Source organism: Nocardioides sp. Z24_21, from assembly GCF_058134345.1.
Window position 1 is genome coordinate 587,750 of the sequence record NZ_JBYTTH010000002.1, and the last position, 14,749, is coordinate 602,498.

The 14,749-nt window shown below is 73.5% G+C and carries 13 protein-coding genes and 2 tRNA genes; 12 read left to right on the plus strand and 3 right to left on the minus strand.

Going from position 1 to position 14,749, the window contains the following annotated elements; all coding sequences use genetic code 11:
- The first annotated feature begins 43 nt into the window (after positions 1 to 43).
- Genes AC3X7Z_RS09220 through AC3X7Z_RS09230 form a run of 3 tightly spaced genes read left to right on the plus strand, consistent with a single transcriptional unit; the run spans position 44 to position 4,572 of the window.
- On the plus strand, positions 44 to 1,264 hold the full coding sequence (locus AC3X7Z_RS09220) for a homogentisate 1,2-dioxygenase (protein WP_489975726.1): 1,221 nt from the start codon (positions 44 to 46) through the stop codon (positions 1,262 to 1,264).
- A gap of 49 nt (positions 1,265 to 1,313) precedes the next feature.
- Positions 1,314 to 2,729, plus strand: coding sequence for a glucose-6-phosphate dehydrogenase (gene zwf / locus AC3X7Z_RS09225; protein WP_489975727.1), 1,416 nt, complete (start codon positions 1,314 to 1,316; stop codon positions 2,727 to 2,729).
- The gene (locus AC3X7Z_RS09230) at positions 2,719 to 4,572 is read left to right on the plus strand and encodes a glycoside hydrolase family 15 protein (RefSeq protein WP_489975728.1); all 1,854 of its coding nucleotides are present in this window, start codon (positions 2,719 to 2,721) and stop codon (positions 4,570 to 4,572) included. The genes zwf and AC3X7Z_RS09230 overlap by 11 nt, the downstream gene beginning before the upstream one ends.
- Positions 4,573 to 4,584: 12 nt before the next feature.
- On the opposite strand, the gene AC3X7Z_RS09235 is transcribed toward AC3X7Z_RS09230, so the two are convergent.
- From AC3X7Z_RS09235 to AC3X7Z_RS09245, 3 genes are all read right to left on the minus strand, one after another.
- Positions 4,585 to 5,118: a VOC family protein gene (locus tag AC3X7Z_RS09235; RefSeq protein ID WP_489975729.1), complete on the minus strand. Its 534-nt coding sequence runs from the start codon at positions 5,116 to 5,118 to the stop codon at positions 4,585 to 4,587.
- 86 nt (positions 5,119 to 5,204) lie between these two features.
- Positions 5,205 to 7,130 (minus strand): ABC transporter ATP-binding protein, encoded by a 1,926-nt coding sequence (locus tag AC3X7Z_RS09240; protein ID WP_489975730.1) that lies wholly within the window; start codon positions 7,128 to 7,130, stop codon positions 5,205 to 5,207.
- On the minus strand, positions 7,127 to 9,058 hold the full coding sequence (locus AC3X7Z_RS09245; protein ID WP_489975731.1) for an ABC transporter ATP-binding protein: 1,932 nt from the start codon (positions 9,056 to 9,058) through the stop codon (positions 7,127 to 7,129). Before AC3X7Z_RS09245 ends, AC3X7Z_RS09240 begins: the two co-directional genes overlap by 4 nt.
- Positions 9,059 to 9,217: 159 nt before the next feature.
- On the opposite strand from AC3X7Z_RS09245, the gene AC3X7Z_RS09250 reads away from it, so the two are divergent.
- From AC3X7Z_RS09250 to AC3X7Z_RS09290, 9 genes are all read left to right on the plus strand, one after another.
- Positions 9,218 to 10,156 carry a pirin family protein gene (locus AC3X7Z_RS09250; RefSeq protein ID WP_489975732.1) on the plus strand — a complete coding sequence of 313 codons (939 nt, stop codon included), beginning with the start codon at positions 9,218 to 9,220 and terminating at the stop codon, positions 10,154 to 10,156.
- A 45-nt stretch (positions 10,157 to 10,201) separates the two neighbouring features.
- Positions 10,202 to 10,792: a DNA-3-methyladenine glycosylase I gene (locus tag AC3X7Z_RS09255; RefSeq protein ID WP_186340206.1), complete on the plus strand. Its 591-nt coding sequence runs from the start codon at positions 10,202 to 10,204 to the stop codon at positions 10,790 to 10,792.
- A 53-nt stretch (positions 10,793 to 10,845) separates the two neighbouring features.
- A complete protein-coding gene (locus tag AC3X7Z_RS09260; protein WP_186340207.1) occupies positions 10,846 to 12,261 on the plus strand; it encodes an amidase in 1,416 nt (471 codons plus the stop codon).
- Between the two features lie 82 nt (positions 12,262 to 12,343).
- Positions 12,344 to 12,416: transfer RNA gene (locus AC3X7Z_RS09265), tRNA-Thr, on the plus strand.
- Between the two features lie 35 nt (positions 12,417 to 12,451).
- Positions 12,452 to 12,528, plus strand: a tRNA-Met gene (locus AC3X7Z_RS09270).
- A gap of 50 nt (positions 12,529 to 12,578) precedes the next feature.
- The gene (gene rpmG / locus AC3X7Z_RS09275; protein ID WP_186340208.1) at positions 12,579 to 12,749 is read left to right on the plus strand and encodes a 50S ribosomal protein L33; all 171 of its coding nucleotides are present in this window, start codon (positions 12,579 to 12,581) and stop codon (positions 12,747 to 12,749) included.
- 114 nt (positions 12,750 to 12,863) lie between these two features.
- Positions 12,864 to 13,277, plus strand: coding sequence for an FAS1-like dehydratase domain-containing protein (locus tag AC3X7Z_RS09280; RefSeq protein ID WP_186340209.1), 414 nt, complete (start codon positions 12,864 to 12,866; stop codon positions 13,275 to 13,277).
- On the plus strand, positions 13,274 to 13,690 hold the full coding sequence (locus AC3X7Z_RS09285) for a MaoC/PaaZ C-terminal domain-containing protein (protein ID WP_241005312.1): 417 nt from the start codon (positions 13,274 to 13,276) through the stop codon (positions 13,688 to 13,690). The genes AC3X7Z_RS09280 and AC3X7Z_RS09285 overlap by 4 nt, the downstream gene beginning before the upstream one ends.
- Positions 13,683 to 14,741, plus strand: coding sequence for a UDP-N-acetylmuramate dehydrogenase (locus AC3X7Z_RS09290; protein WP_489975733.1), 1,059 nt, complete (start codon positions 13,683 to 13,685; stop codon positions 14,739 to 14,741). The genes AC3X7Z_RS09285 and AC3X7Z_RS09290 overlap by 8 nt, the downstream gene beginning before the upstream one ends.
- Positions 14,742 to 14,749 lie beyond the last annotated feature (8 nt).

Consider the following 14,749-nt stretch of genomic DNA (forward strand, 5'->3'; position numbering starts at 1 on the left):
AACGGACGCTGACGTCCGGTAATCGGATGAACGGAGCGCACTGATGGCCCACTACCGAGCACTCGGACGGCTGCCCCGCCAGCGGCACACCCAGCTGCGCGACGACGACGGCCACCTCTTCCGCGAGGAGCTGATGGGCGAGGAGGGATTCTCCTCCGACTCCTCGCTGCTCTACCGCCGGGGCGTGCCGAGCGCGATCACCGACAGTCGGGTGTGGGACCTCCCCGACCAGTCGCGGATCCCCAACCACCCGCTCAAGCCGCGGCACCTCCGGCTGCACGACCTGCAGACCGGCACCTGCCCGGTCGAGGGCCGGCGCCTGGTGCTGGGCAACAACGACGTGCGGATCGCCTACGTGCTCACGGGCACCGACCCGTCCCCGCTCTACCGCAACGCCATCGGCGACGAGTGCGTCTACGTCGAGTCCGGCAGCGGCACGGTCGAGACCCTCTTCGGGGTCGTGCCCTACCGCACCGGCGACTACGTCGTCATCCCGCGCGCGACCGACCACCGGTGGGTGCCCGCCGAGCCGTCGCGGCTCTACGCCGTCGAGGCCAACAGCCACATCCACCCGCCCAAGCGCTACCTGTCGCGGTTCGGCCAGCTGCTCGAGCACGCCCCCTACTGCGAGCGCGACCTCCACGGCCCGGCGGAGACCTTCGAGGTCGAGGGCACCGACGTCGAGGTGCTGGTCAAGCACCGCACCAGCGCCGGGATCGTCGGCACCCGCCTGACCTACGCCACGCACCCCTTCGACGTGGTGGGCTGGGACGGGTGCCTCTACCCCTACACGTTCAACGTCGAGGACTACATGCCGATCACCGGCAAGGTCCACCAGCCGCCGCCGGTGCACCAGGTCTTCGAGGGCTGGAACTTCGTGATCTGCAACTTCCTGCCCCGCAAGGTCGACTACCACGAGCTCGCGATCCCGGTGCCCTACTACCACTCCAACGTCGACTCCGACGAGGTGATGTTCTACGTCGGCGGCGACTACGAGGCCCGCAAGGGCTCGGGCATCGGCATCGGCTCGATCAGCCTGCACCCCGGCGGCCACGCACACGGCCCGCAGCCCAGCGCGATCGAGGCCTCGCTGGGCGTGCAGTACTTCGAGGAGTCGGCCGTCATGGTCGACACCTTCGCCCCCCTCGAGCTCGGCGAGGGCGGCGTCGCGGTGGAGGACCCGGCCTATGCCTGGACCTGGGCGGGCCGCGGCCCCGATGCTTCCGGCGAGGACGGCGGACCGGCGGTCTACAGCAACACGTGACGCTCCGGGCGGGCGCCCACTCCTTCGGGTGATCGTTAGCGTGGCGAGCATGACGACCGCCGACCTGCCGCCCTGCGTCCTCGTCCTCTTCGGCGCCAGCGGCGACCTCGCGTCGCGCAAGCTGTTCCCGGGTCTCTACCGCCTCGCCGCGGCGGGCCGGCTGCCCCGGGACTTCGCCGTCATCGGCAGCGGGCGCCACGCGCCCGACTCGGACGACGACTTCCGCGACGAGGTGCTCGACGGGCTCCGCGACTCGGTCGACGACCTCGACGACGACCTCGCGCGCGACCTCCTCGACCGCTTCTCGTTCCGGGCCTCCGACGCCGACGACGGCGCCGACCTCGCCGCGCGGGTGCGCGAGGTGGAGGAGGGCCTCGGCGACGACGTGCTGCGCCTGGTGTACCTCTCGGTCCCGCCCGCGGCGATGCCCGGCATGGTCGCGATGCTGGGACGCGAGGGCCTGGCCGACGGCGCCCGGCTGGTGATCGAGAAGCCCTTCGGCCTGGACCTGGCGTCGTTCGAGGAGCTCGACCGCGACGTCCACGAGGTCTTCGAGGAGGACCAGGTCTTCCGCATCGACCACTTCCTCGGCAAGGAGGCCGTGCAGAACCTGCTCGCGCTGCGCTTCGCCAACGCCCTCTTCGAGCCGGCGTGGAGCCGCGAGAGCATCGCCTCGGTGCAGGTCGACGTGCCCGAGACGCTGGCGATGGAGGGTCGCGGGTCGTTCTACGAGTCCACCGGCGCGCTGCGCGACATGGTCTCCACGCACCTGTTCCAGATCCTCGGCGCGGTCGCCCTGGAGGACCCGGGGGAGTGGTCGGCCGCGGCCGTACGACGTGCGCGCGCCGCGGTGCTCGCCGACGTACGCCCGCTCGACCCGGCCCGGGTCGTGCTCGGGCAGTACGACGGCTACCGCGACGAGGACGACGTCGACGACGACTCCGACGTCGAGACCTTCGTCGCGCTGGAGGCGTGGGTCGACAACGACCGCTGGCGCGGCGTCCCGTTCCTCCTGCGCACCGGCAAGGCGATGGCCGAGACGCGCCGCACGGTGACGCTCCGCTTCCGGGAGCCGGACTCGACGGTGTTCGGCGACGGCCTGGCCCCCGACGAGCTCGTCCTCGAGCTCACCGACGAGGCGCAGATCCACGTCGACCTGCTCGGCAAGCGCCCCGGCCCGGAGATGGAGCTCGCCCCGGCGGCCATGCGCCTCGACCTGGGGGAGGAGCTCCCGCACGACGAGCCGCTCGAGGCCTACGAGCGGCTGCTCCTCGACGTGCTCCACGGCGACCACACCCTCTTCGCGCACGCCGACGAGACGCGGCGGCTGTGGCAGGTGTGCCAGCCCGTGCTCGACGACCGGCCGGCGCCGCTGCCCTACGAGCAGGGCTCCTGGGGGCCGGACGCGGCGCTCGCCCTCCCCGAGCACGGCTGGCGCCTGGGCCGCGACGCCGATGGCGAGTGACGCCCGGGCCCCCGGCGGACCCGCCGCGCCCATCGCGGACCACGGTCTGATCGGCGACCTCCGCACCGCAGCCCTCGTCGCGACCGACGGCACGATCGACTGGTTCTGCCCTGGCCGGTTCGACGCGCCGAGCGTCTTCGCCTCGCTGCTCGACCCCGACGGCGGGTCGTGGCGGCTGGCACCCGACGACCCCGACGCGCGCAGCCAGCAGTACTACCACCCCGAGACCAACATCCTCGTCACCCGCTTCCTCACCGAGCGCGGGGTCGTGGAGGTCCAGGACTTCATGCCGGTGCTGCGCGCCCACGACCCCGACCACCGGCAGCGCCTGGTGCGCCGCGTGGTCGGGCTGCGGGGCTCGGTCGAGCTCACCATGGAGATGACGCCCCGTCCCGACTACGCGCGCACGGAGCCCGACCTGGATGTCGAGGACGGCGTCGTGCGCTTCGCCGACGGCGAGGTCGACCTGGCGCTGTCGAGCACCCTCGACCTCGACGTCGGAGCGAGCACCGCGTCGGCCCGGGTGGCGCTCGCGACCGGCGAGTCCGCCCTGTTCGTGCTCGAGGTGCTGACGCCCGGCGAGCCCGCCCGCGGCTGTGCCCCGTCGGACGTGTCCGAGCTCTTCGACGCCACGGCGGCCTACTGGCGCGGCTGGCTCTCGCAGTCGACCTACACCGGGCGGTGGCGCGAGTGGGTGGACCGCTCGGCGCTCACCCTCAAGCTGCTGTGCCACGAGCCCACGGGCGGGATCATCGCCGCGCCGACGACCAGCCTCCCCGAGAGCATCGGCGGGTCGCGCAACTGGGACTACCGCTACGTGTGGGTGCGCGACGCCGCGTTCAGCGTCTACGCCCTGCTGCGCCTGGGCTTCACCGAGGAGGCGGGCGCGTTCGTGCGCTTCCTCTCCGAGCGGCTCGGCGAGGCCGCCGGCGACGGCGCCGACGAGGACCTGGGCCCGCTCCGGGTGGTGTACGACCTCGACGGCGCCCTGCCCCACGAGAGCGAGCTCGACCACCTCGCCGGCTACCGCGACTCCCGCCCGGTGCGCATCGGCAACGCTGCGGTCGACCAGCTCCAGCTCGACGTCTACGGCGAGCTGATCGACTCGGTCTACCTCTTCGACAAGCACGGCCGCGGGATCAGCCACGACGCCTGGAGCGACCTGCGCCGGATCGTCTCGTGGCTGATGGACAACTGGGAGCGTCCCGACGCGGGGATGTGGGAGATCCGCTCGGAGCCGCGCACCCACACGACCTCGCTCGTGATGAGCTGGGTGGCCGTCGAGCGGATGATGCGCGTGGCCCGGCGCCGCGGCCTGCCCGGCGACCTCACCCGCCTGGCCGCGACCCGCGACGAGATCTACGAGCGGGTGATGACCGAGTGCTGGAACGACGACATCGGCGCCTTCACCGCCGTCGCCGGCGGCGACGTGCTCGACGCGGGTGCGCTGCTGATGCCGATGGTGAAGATGCTGGCGCCGGACGACCCGCGCTTCCTCTCCACGCTGGCCGCCATCGAGGAGCGGCTGGTCTCCGACAGCCTGGTGCTGCGCTACGAGCCCGAGGCCTTCGGTGACGGCGTCCCGGGCACCGACGGCACCGTCGACGCGGAGGGCACGTTCTCGCTGTGCTCCTTCTGGTACGTCGAGGCGCTGACCCGCGCCGGTCGCCTCGCCGAGGCCCGCCTGGCGCTGGAGAAGATGTTCACCTATGCCAACCACCTCGGCCAGTACGCCGAGCAGGTCGCGCTCAACGGCGAGCAGCTCGGCAACTTCCCGCAGGGCTTCACCCACCTCAGCCTGATCAGCGCCGTGATCAACCTCGACCGCAGCCTCGACGGCTGAGCCACCGGCCGGTCATCCGCGGTCGCCGCGCACCGGAGTGCTGCTGCGGCCCTGTGCGCGACCGGCGAGCTCTGCGTCCAGCGTCTCCTGGGCGACCCGCATGCTCTCCGCGTACGCCGGCTCGCGCAGGCGCTGCCACATCACGTCCTCCGGCACGTCCTCGACCTGGCTGACCACCCACCAGATGTTGCCGAACGGGTCACGGATCCGGCCGCCGCGCTGACCGAACGCGCTGTCGGCGAGCTCGGTCACGACCACCGCGCCCGCCGCCACTGCGCGCTCGAACGTGGCGTCCGCGTCCGGCACGAAGACCCGGAGCAGGCTGGGCATCGGCGGCCACTCCGGCCGGCGGTCGAAGGCCAGGACGACCGTGTCCCCGACCCGCACCTCGCCGTGGCCGATGGACCCGTCCTCGACGGCCACGCGGGCGAGCTCCTCGCCCCCGAGGACCGTGGTGGTGAAGTCCAGGAACGCCCCGGTGTCCTCGGTGACCACCCACGGGGCCACCGTCGTGTAGCCGGCCGGCGTCGTCGCGTCGTGCTCCATCGTCCGCCCTCCTCCTCGCTCGTCTGGTGCGCTCGGCACCACGCTAGGCAGGAATCAGGTCGGGTGCGGTCCTGATGCGAGCGGGCTCAGGAGGTCCAGGCGCGCCAGAGGGCGGCGTACTCCCCGTCGAGCTCGATGAGCTCGTCGTGGCTGCCGAGCTCGACGATGCGACCCTCGAGGACCACTGCGATGCGGTCGGCATCGTGGGCGGTGTGCAGGCGGTGCGCGATCGCCACGACCGTGCGGCCCGCGAGGAGGCTGTTCATCGAGCCCTCGAGGGTGCGCGCGGTGCGCGGGTCGATCAGCGAGGTCGCCTCGTCGAGCACGAGCGTGTGCGGGTCGGCGATGATCAGCCGCGCCAGGGCGACCTGCTGCGCCTGGGCCGGGGTGAGCGCGAAGCGCCCCGAGCCGATCATCGTGTCGAGCCCGTCGGGCAGGCGCTCGACCCACGACAGGCCACCGACGGCGGCCAGCGCCCGGCGCACGGCGTCGTCGGAGGAGTCCTCGCGCGCCAGCACGACGTTGTCGCGCACGGAGCCGATGAAGACGTGGTGCTCCTGGGTGACGAGCGCGACCTCGGTGCGCAGCACCTCGAGCGGCAGGTCGACCAGGTCCACCCCACCCACCCGGGCCGAGCCGGTGCGCGGGCGGTTGATCCCCGACAGCAGCCGCCCGAGCGTCGACTTGCCGGAGCCGCTCGGGCCGACGACCGCCAGTCGCTCGCCGGTGCGCAGGTGCAGGTCGACGCCGTGGAGCACGTCGTGGCCCTCGCGGTAGGCGAAGCGGAGGTCCGACCCGACGAGCTCGGCGCCCTCGGGCAGCTTGTCGCCGGGCTCGCGGTCGGGCGGCACCTCGGCGATGCCGAGCAGCCGGCTCGTCGACGCCGCGCCCACCTGGAGGCGGTCGACCTCGCCGATGACCGCGTCGAGCGGCTCGGCCAGCGCGACGACGTAGAGCAGCGCGGCGGTGATCTGCCCGAGGTCGACCCATCCGCGGCTGTAGCCGTAGGCGCCGACGACCAGCGTGACGACCTGCGGCACCTGGAACGCCGCGTTGAGGGCCGCGAACAGCACGTTGCGCAGCGTCATGCCGTAGCGCTCGGCCTGCCCCGACACCGCGATGTCGTCGGAGCCCGCCGCCACGCGAGCCCGCGAGAGCCCCAGTGCCTCGACGGTCCGCGACCCCTCGACGGTCTCGGTGAGCGTGGTGTTGATGCGCGAGTAGGTGGCGCCCTCGGTGATGTAGGCCTTGGGCGCGCGGCGCAGGTAGGTGCGCACGGCGGGGGCGCAGAGCGCGAAGACCACCAGCGCGGGCACCGCCAGCAGCAGCGAGTTGAGCAACATCGCAACGATCGAGAGCACGACCGTCATCAGCGAGATCAGCAGGCGCGGCACGCCCCACTGCACCGAGCGGGCCATCGTGCCGACGTCGCGGGTGACCCGGGTGACGAGGTCGCCGGTGCTGGCTCCCTCGACGCGGCCCACGGGCAGGCGCAGGATCGTGCGGACGACGTGCTCGCGGGCCGAGGCGAGCAGGTCCTGGCCGAAGTAGGTCGACGTGCGCTGCGCGCCGAAGGTGAGCAGCGCCTGGAGGACGACCACACCGACGACCGCCAGGGCGATGGTGTCGAGGCCGCCGGCGCCCACGCCCTGGGTGTCCACCCGGTTGACGAGCGAGCCGAGCAGGCGCGGCACCACGAGGGCGGAGCCCGCGGCCAGGGCGTTGAGCACGACCAGCAGCACGAAGGTGCGCTTGCGGCTGCGCACCAGGTCGACGAGGAACGCCAGCACCGCGCGGTTGCCCGACACCGGCCAGCCGCGCACCGGGTTGCGCGAGGCGTCGTAGACGTCCTCGGCGCGCTGGCGCCGCAGCTCGTGGCGCTGCCACAGGGCGCGGTTGCGCTCGCGCAGGCCGGCGTGCTCGGGCGGCAGCAGCTCGTCGGGGATCGCGGGCGGGTCGGCGGCCCGGTCGCGCCAGGTCTCGGCCGAGGTGGCGAGCAGGTCGGTGCTCATCGGACCGGCTCCTCCTCGTCCATCTGGGGGTCCAGCTGGGGGTCCATCTGGTCGTCCAGCTCGTCGTCCATCTCTCGCGCGACCACGCGCCGGTAGCCGTCGTGGCCGGCCAGCAGGTCGGCGTGGGTGCCCTCGGCGACGACGGTGCCGTCGTGCAGGAGCACGACGCGGTCGGCGTGGTGCAGCCACAGCGGCGAGACCGTGGTGACCACCGTCGTACGGCCGCGCCGGGTCTCCGCGACGCGCTCGGCGATGCGCGCCTCGGTGTGGGCGTCGACGGCGGAGGTCGGCTCCACCAGCACCAGGATCGGCGCGTCTGTGGCCAGCGCGCGCGCCAGCACCACCCGCTGGCGCTGCCCGCCGGACAGGCCGCGGCCGCGCTCGTCGAGCTGGCCCTGCCAGCCCTCGGGGAGCGCGTCGTAGACGTCCTCGGCGTTGGCGACGCGCAGCGCGTGCTCGGCCTGCTCACGGGTGAGCCGGCCGTGGGGGTCGACGGCGTCCTGGAGGGTCCCGGCGAAGAGCTGGCTGGTGGTGTCGCTGACCAGCACCTGGCGGCGTACGTCGTCGAGCGTGGCCCGCGAGAGGTCGACGCCGCCGAGGGTGACGCCCCACTCGCGGGTCGCCCGCTCCTCGTCGCGCGCCGCGATGCGGGCCCGCTCGGCTGCCCGCTCGGCCCGCGAGCGACGCGCGGCGCGGCCCTTGGTGCCCTCCTCCTCCACGGCCGGGACGGGCTCGGTGTCGGCGGGCAGGTAGCGGCCGAGGCGGTCGGCGAGGGCAGCGCTCTGCTCGGGCACCGCGCTCACGACGACGGTCAGCACGCCCGGCTCCACCGTCAGCCCGCTCGCGGTGTCGTGGAGCGCGGCGGTGCCGTCGAGCGCGACCGGCTTGGACGGCTCGCGCCACGGCGGGCGCTGGTCGAAGATCGCGGTGGCCTTGCGGGCGCTGACCAGGGAGCGCACGCCCTTCTGGGCGAACTCGAAGAAGGTGCGGATCGGCCCGACCATGAAGAGGCCGTAGCCGAGGAAGGTGATCAGCTCGCCCACGCTCAGCTCGCCGGCCCGGACCTGCCGGGTGCCGAGCCACACCAGGGCGACCAGGAAGATGCCGGAGAGCAGCACGCCGACCGCCTCGACCACGGCCTGCCAGATGCCGGCGGCCACGCCGGCCTGCCGGGCCGACTGGGACTGGCGGTCGTAGTTGGCCCCGAACGTCTGCTCCCCGCCGATGCCGCGGAGGATCCGCAGGCCGGCCACGATGTCGGTGGCCAGCGAGGTCAGGTCGGAGGTGCGCGAGCGCTCGAGCTGCTGGCGGCGGTGGAGCGGTCGCAGCAGGGGGAGGGCGGCGCCGACGAGGAGCGGTGCCGCGACCAGGGTGAGCAGGCCGAGCTGCCACGACATCGTGAGCACGATGAACGCGACGGTGAGGTAGGACGCGACCTGGCCCAGGGTGCGCGCCACGATCTCGGTCAGCGCGCCGAACTCGTCGGAGTCGCTCGACGCGACGCTCAGCACCTCGCCGGTCGGTGCCCGCCGGGGCAGCACGTGCCCCATCTGGGCCACCTTGCGGGTGACCATCTCGAGGGTCCCGTAGAGCGCGACGAGCCAGCTGCGCACGACCAGCGTGTGGGACACGATGCCGAACACGCCGCCCACGACGACGACGGCGAGCAGGAGGCCCGCCCAGCCGAGGAGCGCCGACTCCGAGCCGCCGACGATGCCCTGGTCGACCGCGCGACCGAAGATCCACGGCCCGAGCGTCATCGGGAGGAACCACAGCGCGTAGCAGAGCGCCGAGAGCGCGATCAGCGCCTTCTGCTGCCCCAGGACCCATCGCAGGAACGCCAGCGGCGACCGGGTGTCGGGGTCCGGCGTGGGTGCGTCGTCGGAGCCGGTGTAGAACGTCGCGATCCGGGGTGGGTAGTCCTGCATGTCGTGTCTGACACTAGGCGCCGGGAGTGCCCGGCGACGAACCCTTAAACCGTGACGGTGCCCACGCGGACCGGCCCCGTGCGCCGCTCGCGTCCCGAGGCGGGCCGAGTCCGAAGACCACCTGCGCCGGGTCCACCCCTACGGGTACCGTGGCGCACGATGACCGATGTCGAGGTGCTGGCACCGCGTGAGGTCCCGCTGGGAGGTCCCCGGGCCATGCGCGTACGCCGCACGCTGCCGCAGCGCCAGCGCTCGCTGATCGGCGCCTGGTGCTTCGTCGACCACTACGGCCCCGACGACGTCGACGAGACCGGCGGGATGGTGCTCCCCGCCCACCCGCACACCGGCCTGCAGACGGCGAGTTGGCTCTTCGGCGGCGAGCTCGAGCACCGCGACTCCGTCGGCAGCCTGGCCACCGTTCGACCCGGCGAGCTCAACCTGATGACCGCCGGCCGCGGGATCAGCCACACGGAGGTCTCGACCCCCGGCACGACCATGCTCCACGGCGCCCAGCTCTGGATCGCCCTGCCCGACGGCAGCCGCCACGTCGAGCCCCGCTTCGAGCACTTCGCTCCCGTGCCCGTCCGCGGGCCCGGCTGGGAGGCCCGGGTGTTCATCGGCTCGCTCCTCGGCGCGAGCTCGCCCGTCGAGGTGCACACCCCGCTCCTCGGCGCCGAGATCATGCTCGCCCCGGGCAGGTCCTTCGACGTCGAGGTCGACCCCACCTTCGAGCACGGCGTGCTGCTCGACGTGGGCTCGGTCGACGTCGACGGCCAGGAGCTCGCGCCGAGCGACCTCGGGCACGTCCCCGCGGGGCGCTCCACCATCACCCTCACCGCGGCCGAGGAGGCGCGCGTGCTCCTCCTCGGCGGCCCGCCCTTCGGGGAGTCGATCGTCATGTGGTGGAACTTCATCGGCCGCAGCCACGACGAGGTCGCCGGCTACCGCCAGGCGTGGCAGGACCAGGTCGTCGTCGGGGACGGCGTGGTGGCCGACGGTCGCGACGTGGCCCCGGGCCGGTTCGGCGTGGTCGACCTCGACCTGCAGCCCATCCCCGCGCCGCCGCTGCCCAACGTCCGGCTCAAGCAACGCGGCTGAGCCCGGCTGGGCCCGGTTGTCCCCGGCGTGCGCGAGGATGCCCGCATGGAGAGCGGAGTCGGTCCCGTGGTCGGCGCCGACGGGGTGGCGCGCTGCCCCTGGGGTGCCGGCGACCCGGTCAACCGCGACTACCACGACACCGAGTGGGGCCTGCGCGTCGACGGCGAGGCCGCGCACCTCGAGCGGCTCACCCTCGAGGCGTTCCAGTCGGGGCTGTCGTGGCGCACCATCCTCGACAAGCGCGAGCGCTTCCGCGCCGCGTTCGCCGGCTTCGACGCCGACACCGTCGCGGCCTTCGACGAGCGCGACGTCGAGCGGCTGATGGCCGACGCCGGCATCGTGCGCAACCGCCGCAAGGTCGAAGCGGCCGTCACCAACGCCCGCGCCACCGTCGCCCTGCGCGAGCACGGCGGGCTGGAGGCGTTCATCTGGTCCTTCCGGCCCGAGCCCGGCCCGGCGCCCCGCACCACCGCCGACGTCCCCACCACCTCGCCCGAGTCGGTCGCGCTGTCGGCGGCGCTGAAGAAGGCCGGCTTCGCCTTCGTCGGGCCGACGACGATGTACGCCCTGATGGAGGCGATCGGGCTCGTCGACGACCACCTCGCCGGGTGCCACCGGCGGGGGTGCGCCGGCTGACCTGGCACCGGAGAGCCTGTCGGCGGCACGACGCGCTGGCTAGTCTCACGCGCATGACAGCAGCCGGGCGCGTCCACGCGTTCACCCCCGACGACGCCCTCGCCGACCTCGACGCGACCGGCCTGGTCGAGGCGCTGCGCTCCGGCTCGGTCTCGGTGCCAGAGGTGGTCGAGGCCGCCATCGCCCGCACCGAGCGGGTCGACGCCGCGCTCGGTGCCGTGGCGTACGCCGCCTACGACCGGGCTCGCGAGGAGGCGCGCCACCCCCGCGGCGGCTGGTTCGCCGGGGTGCCCACCTTCGTCAAGGACAACGCCGACGTGGCCGGGATGCCGACCCAGCACGGGTCCGACGCGTTCACCGCCGAGCCGCAGGCCGCCGACGGCGACTTCGCCCGGATGTACCTCGCGACCGGGCTGATCCCGCTCGGCAAGACCCAGCTCTCGGAGTTCGGCTTCTCCGGGGCCGCCGACCACGTGCGGCTCGGCCCGGTGCGCTCTCCGTGGAGCACCGACCACTACGCAGGCGCCTCGTCCGCCGGCTCCGCCGCCCTCGTCGCGGCCGGGGCGGTGCCGATCGCCCACGCCAACGACGGGGGCGGGTCGATCCGGATCCCGGCCGCGGTCAACGGGCTGGTCGGCCTCAAGCCCACCCGCGGCCGCCTGGCCCAGGACCGGATGATGCGCGAGATGCCGGTGCAGATCGTCTCCGACGGCGTGCTCACCCGCAGCGTCCGCGACACCGCGGCGTTCTACCGCGAGGCCGAGAAGATCTGGCGCAACCCGCTCCTGCCGCCCGTGGGCGACGTCACCCGCCCGAGCCGCGCCCGGCTGCGGGTCGCGGTCGTCACCGAGGGCATCGGCCGTTCGTGCAGCCCCGAGGTGCGCGAGCTGACCCTCCGCACGGCCGCCCTGCTCGAGCAGCTGGGTCACCACGTCGAGGAGGTCGACAACCCGGTGCCGGCGAGCTTCCCCGACCACTTCGTGCGCTTCTGGGCGATGCTGGCGCTGGTCATCGCCCGACGGGGCAAGAAGGACTTCGGGCCCACCTGGGACCCGTCCCGGCTCGACAACCTCACCCTCGGCCTGGCCCGCCACGCCGCTCGCAACCTGCACAAGCAGCCGTTCTCGATCGCGGTGCTGCGCGGCTCGCAGCGCCTCGCCGCCCGGCACCGGGCGTCGTACGACATCACCCTGACACCGACCCTGGCGACCGAGACGCCCCGGGTCGGTCACCTGCGACCCGACCAGGACTACGACGAGATCATGGCCCGCCTGATGGACTGGGTGGCCTTCACGCCGCTGCAGAACGCCACCGGCGAGCCGGCCGTCTCCCTCCCGCTCGCCACGACCGCCGCCGGGCTCCCCCAGGGGATGATGCTGGGCGCCGGAGCCGGGCGCGAGGCACGCCTGCTCGGGCTGGCCCTCGAGCTCGAGGAGGCCGTCGGATGGCCGCGGATCCACGCCGCCTGAACGGGGTCCGGACTGGCCCGGGAAGGCTCCGCGGGAGCCGATTTCTCATCGTGGCGGGGCGTGTGTATCGTTCTCCGTCGTTGCCCCTTTAGCTCAGTCGGCAGAGCGTCTCCATGGTAAGGAGAAGGTCTACGGTTCGATTCCGTAAAGGGGCTCTGGGTCGGATCTCCTCCGGGAGCCCGGCCTCCGCGGCGGGGTAGCTCAGGTGGTTAGAGCACACGGCTCATAATCGTGGTGTCGCGGGTTCGAGTCCCGCCCCCGCTACCACCAGTGTCCAGCAGCTCCGCACCGCACCACCCGCAACCCAAGGATCTCCCATGGCCAGCAAGTCTTCTGACGTTCGCCCCAAGATCACGCTCGCGTGCACCGAGTGCAAGGAGCGCAACTACATCACGAAGAAGAACCGTCGCAACGACCCCGACCGCATCGAGCTGAAGAAGTTCTGCCCGCGCTGCCGGCAGCACACCGCTCACCGCGAGACCCGCTGAGGCCGTTCGCCGACGACCGTCCTTCGTCGCACCCCGACCCGTCCGAGCACTCGGACGGGTCGCTGTGCGTCCGGGCCCGGTCGCCGCGCCGGCAGGGTGTCCTAGGCTCGGGCCATGCCTGTCGACCCCTCGCTGGTGGGGCGCGAGTTCCCCGCGCCGGCGCCCCTGACCGTGACCTCCGAGAGGGTCGGCGCGTTCGCCGCCGCAGTCGGCCACCCGGGCGGGGCCGGTGAGCAGGTGCCGCCCACGTTCCCGATCGTGCTCGCCTTCGACGCCATGCAGGCCTTCCTCGACGCCGAGCGCATCGACCTGCACCGCATCGTCCACGGCGAGCAGCGCTTCGCCTACGTACGCCCCCTCGCGGTCGGCGACGAGCTCAGCGCGACGCTGAGGGTGACCGGGCTGCGCCAGATCGGCGGCGCCGACATCATCGCCACCGCCAGCGAGATCACCGACGCCACCGGCGCGGTCGTGTGCACCGGCAAGGCCACCCTCGTCCACTCCGCCGGCGCGGAGGCGGCGCAGTGACCGCCCGGCTGGAGGCCGGCGCCTCCCTCGAGCCCCGGACCTACACGATCACCCGGGCCGACCTCGTCGCCTACGCCGACGCCAGCGGCGACCACAACCCGATCCACCAGGACGAGGCGGTCGCGCGCAGCGTCGGCCTGCCCGGCGTGATCGCCCACGGGATGTACACCCTGGCCCTCGTCGGGCGGGCGGTCGCGGAGTGGACCGACGGCGCCGAGGTCGTCGACCTCGGCGCGAAGTTCACCAGCCCGGTCGTCGTCCCCGCTGAGGGCGGGGCCGAGGTCGTGGTGGGCGGCACCGTGAAGTCGGTGGCCGACGGCCTCGTCACCCTCGCGCTCGAGGTGACCTGCGAGGGCACCAAGGTGCTCGGCATGCCCAAGGCCGTGGTGCGCGGGGCCGGCGCCGGTGACTGACCTGCGCGACCACACCACCCTGCGGCTGGGCGGCCCCGCCCGGGAGTGGGTGCGTGCCGCCACCGAGGCCGAGCTCGTCGCGGCCGTGGCCGACGCCGACGCCGCCGGCACCCCGGTGCTGCTGCTGGCGGGCGGGTCCAACCTCGTCGTGGCCGACGCCGGCTTCGACGGGCGGGTCGTGCAGGTCGCCACGACCGGGGTCACGGCCGACACCGACACCTGCGACGTCGACGCGCTCGCCCAGTGCGGCGGCGTCGTGCTCACCGTGGCGGCCGGTGAGGACTGGGACGCGCTCGTGGGCCATGCCGTCGCGCAGGGGTGGGCGGGCGTCGAGGCCCTCTCCGGGATCCCCGGCGCGGTCGGCTCCACGCCGATCCAGAACGTCGGCGCCTACGGCCAGGACGTCTCCCAGACCATCTCCCGGGTCCGCACCTGGGACCGCGTCGACCGCACCCAGCGCACCTTCGCCGCCGCCGACTGCGGCTTCGGCTACCGCCACAGCCGGTTCAAGGCCGAGCCGGGGCGCTACGTCGTCCTCGAGGTGACCTTCCAGCTGCGCCAGGGCGAGCTGTCCGAGCCGATCGGCTACGCCGAGCTCGCCCGCACCCTCGGCGTCCAGCAGGGGGAGCGGGCCGCCCTGGCGGCCGTGCGCGACGCCGTGCTGGCGCTGCGCGGCGGCAAGGGGATGGTGCTCGACCCGGCCGACCACGACACCTGGAGCGCGGGGTCGTTCTTCACCAACCCGGTCCTGGCCCCCGAGCAGGCCGCCGCCCTGCCGGCCGACGCCCCCCGGTGGGAGCAGCCCGATGGGACCGTCAAGTCGAGCGCCGCGTGGCTGATCGAGCACGCCGGCTTCACCAAGGGCTACACCAGCGCGGCGGCGGGGGAGCGCGTACGACTGTCGACCAAGCACACCCTCGCCCTCACCAACCGCGGCGGCGCCACGACCGAGGAGCTGCTCACCCTGGCCCGCGAGGTGCGCGACGGGGTGCGCGAGCGGTTCGGCATCACCCTGGTCAACGAACCCGTGACGGTCGGCTGCTCCCTCTGACCCGCACC

Excerpts from the sequence above, each read along its gene's own strand:
- AC3X7Z_RS09230 (WP_489975728.1), top strand. The coding sequence starts at position 2,719 with ATGGCGAGTGACGCCCGGGCCCCCGGCGGACCCGCCGCGCCCATCGCG.
- AC3X7Z_RS09245 (WP_489975731.1), bottom strand. The coding sequence starts at position 9,058 with ATGCAGGACTACCCACCCCGGATCGCGACGTTCTACACCGGCTCCGAC.
- AC3X7Z_RS09220 (WP_489975726.1), top strand. The coding sequence starts at position 44 with ATGGCCCACTACCGAGCACTCGGACGGCTGCCCCGCCAGCGGCACACC.
- rpmG (WP_186340208.1), top strand. The coding sequence starts at position 12,579 with ATGGCCAGCAAGTCTTCTGACGTTCGCCCCAAGATCACGCTCGCGTGC.
- AC3X7Z_RS09240 (WP_489975730.1), bottom strand. The coding sequence starts at position 7,130 with ATGAGCACCGACCTGCTCGCCACCTCGGCCGAGACCTGGCGCGACCGG.
- AC3X7Z_RS09235 (WP_489975729.1), bottom strand. The coding sequence starts at position 5,118 with ATGGAGCACGACGCGACGACGCCGGCCGGCTACACGACGGTGGCCCCG.
- AC3X7Z_RS09260 (WP_186340207.1), top strand. The coding sequence starts at position 10,846 with ATGACAGCAGCCGGGCGCGTCCACGCGTTCACCCCCGACGACGCCCTC.
- zwf (WP_489975727.1), top strand. The coding sequence starts at position 1,314 with ATGACGACCGCCGACCTGCCGCCCTGCGTCCTCGTCCTCTTCGGCGCC.
- AC3X7Z_RS09250 (WP_489975732.1), top strand. The coding sequence starts at position 9,218 with ATGACCGATGTCGAGGTGCTGGCACCGCGTGAGGTCCCGCTGGGAGGT.
- AC3X7Z_RS09255 (WP_186340206.1), top strand. The coding sequence starts at position 10,202 with ATGGAGAGCGGAGTCGGTCCCGTGGTCGGCGCCGACGGGGTGGCGCGC.
- AC3X7Z_RS09280 (WP_186340209.1), top strand. The coding sequence starts at position 12,864 with ATGCCTGTCGACCCCTCGCTGGTGGGGCGCGAGTTCCCCGCGCCGGCG.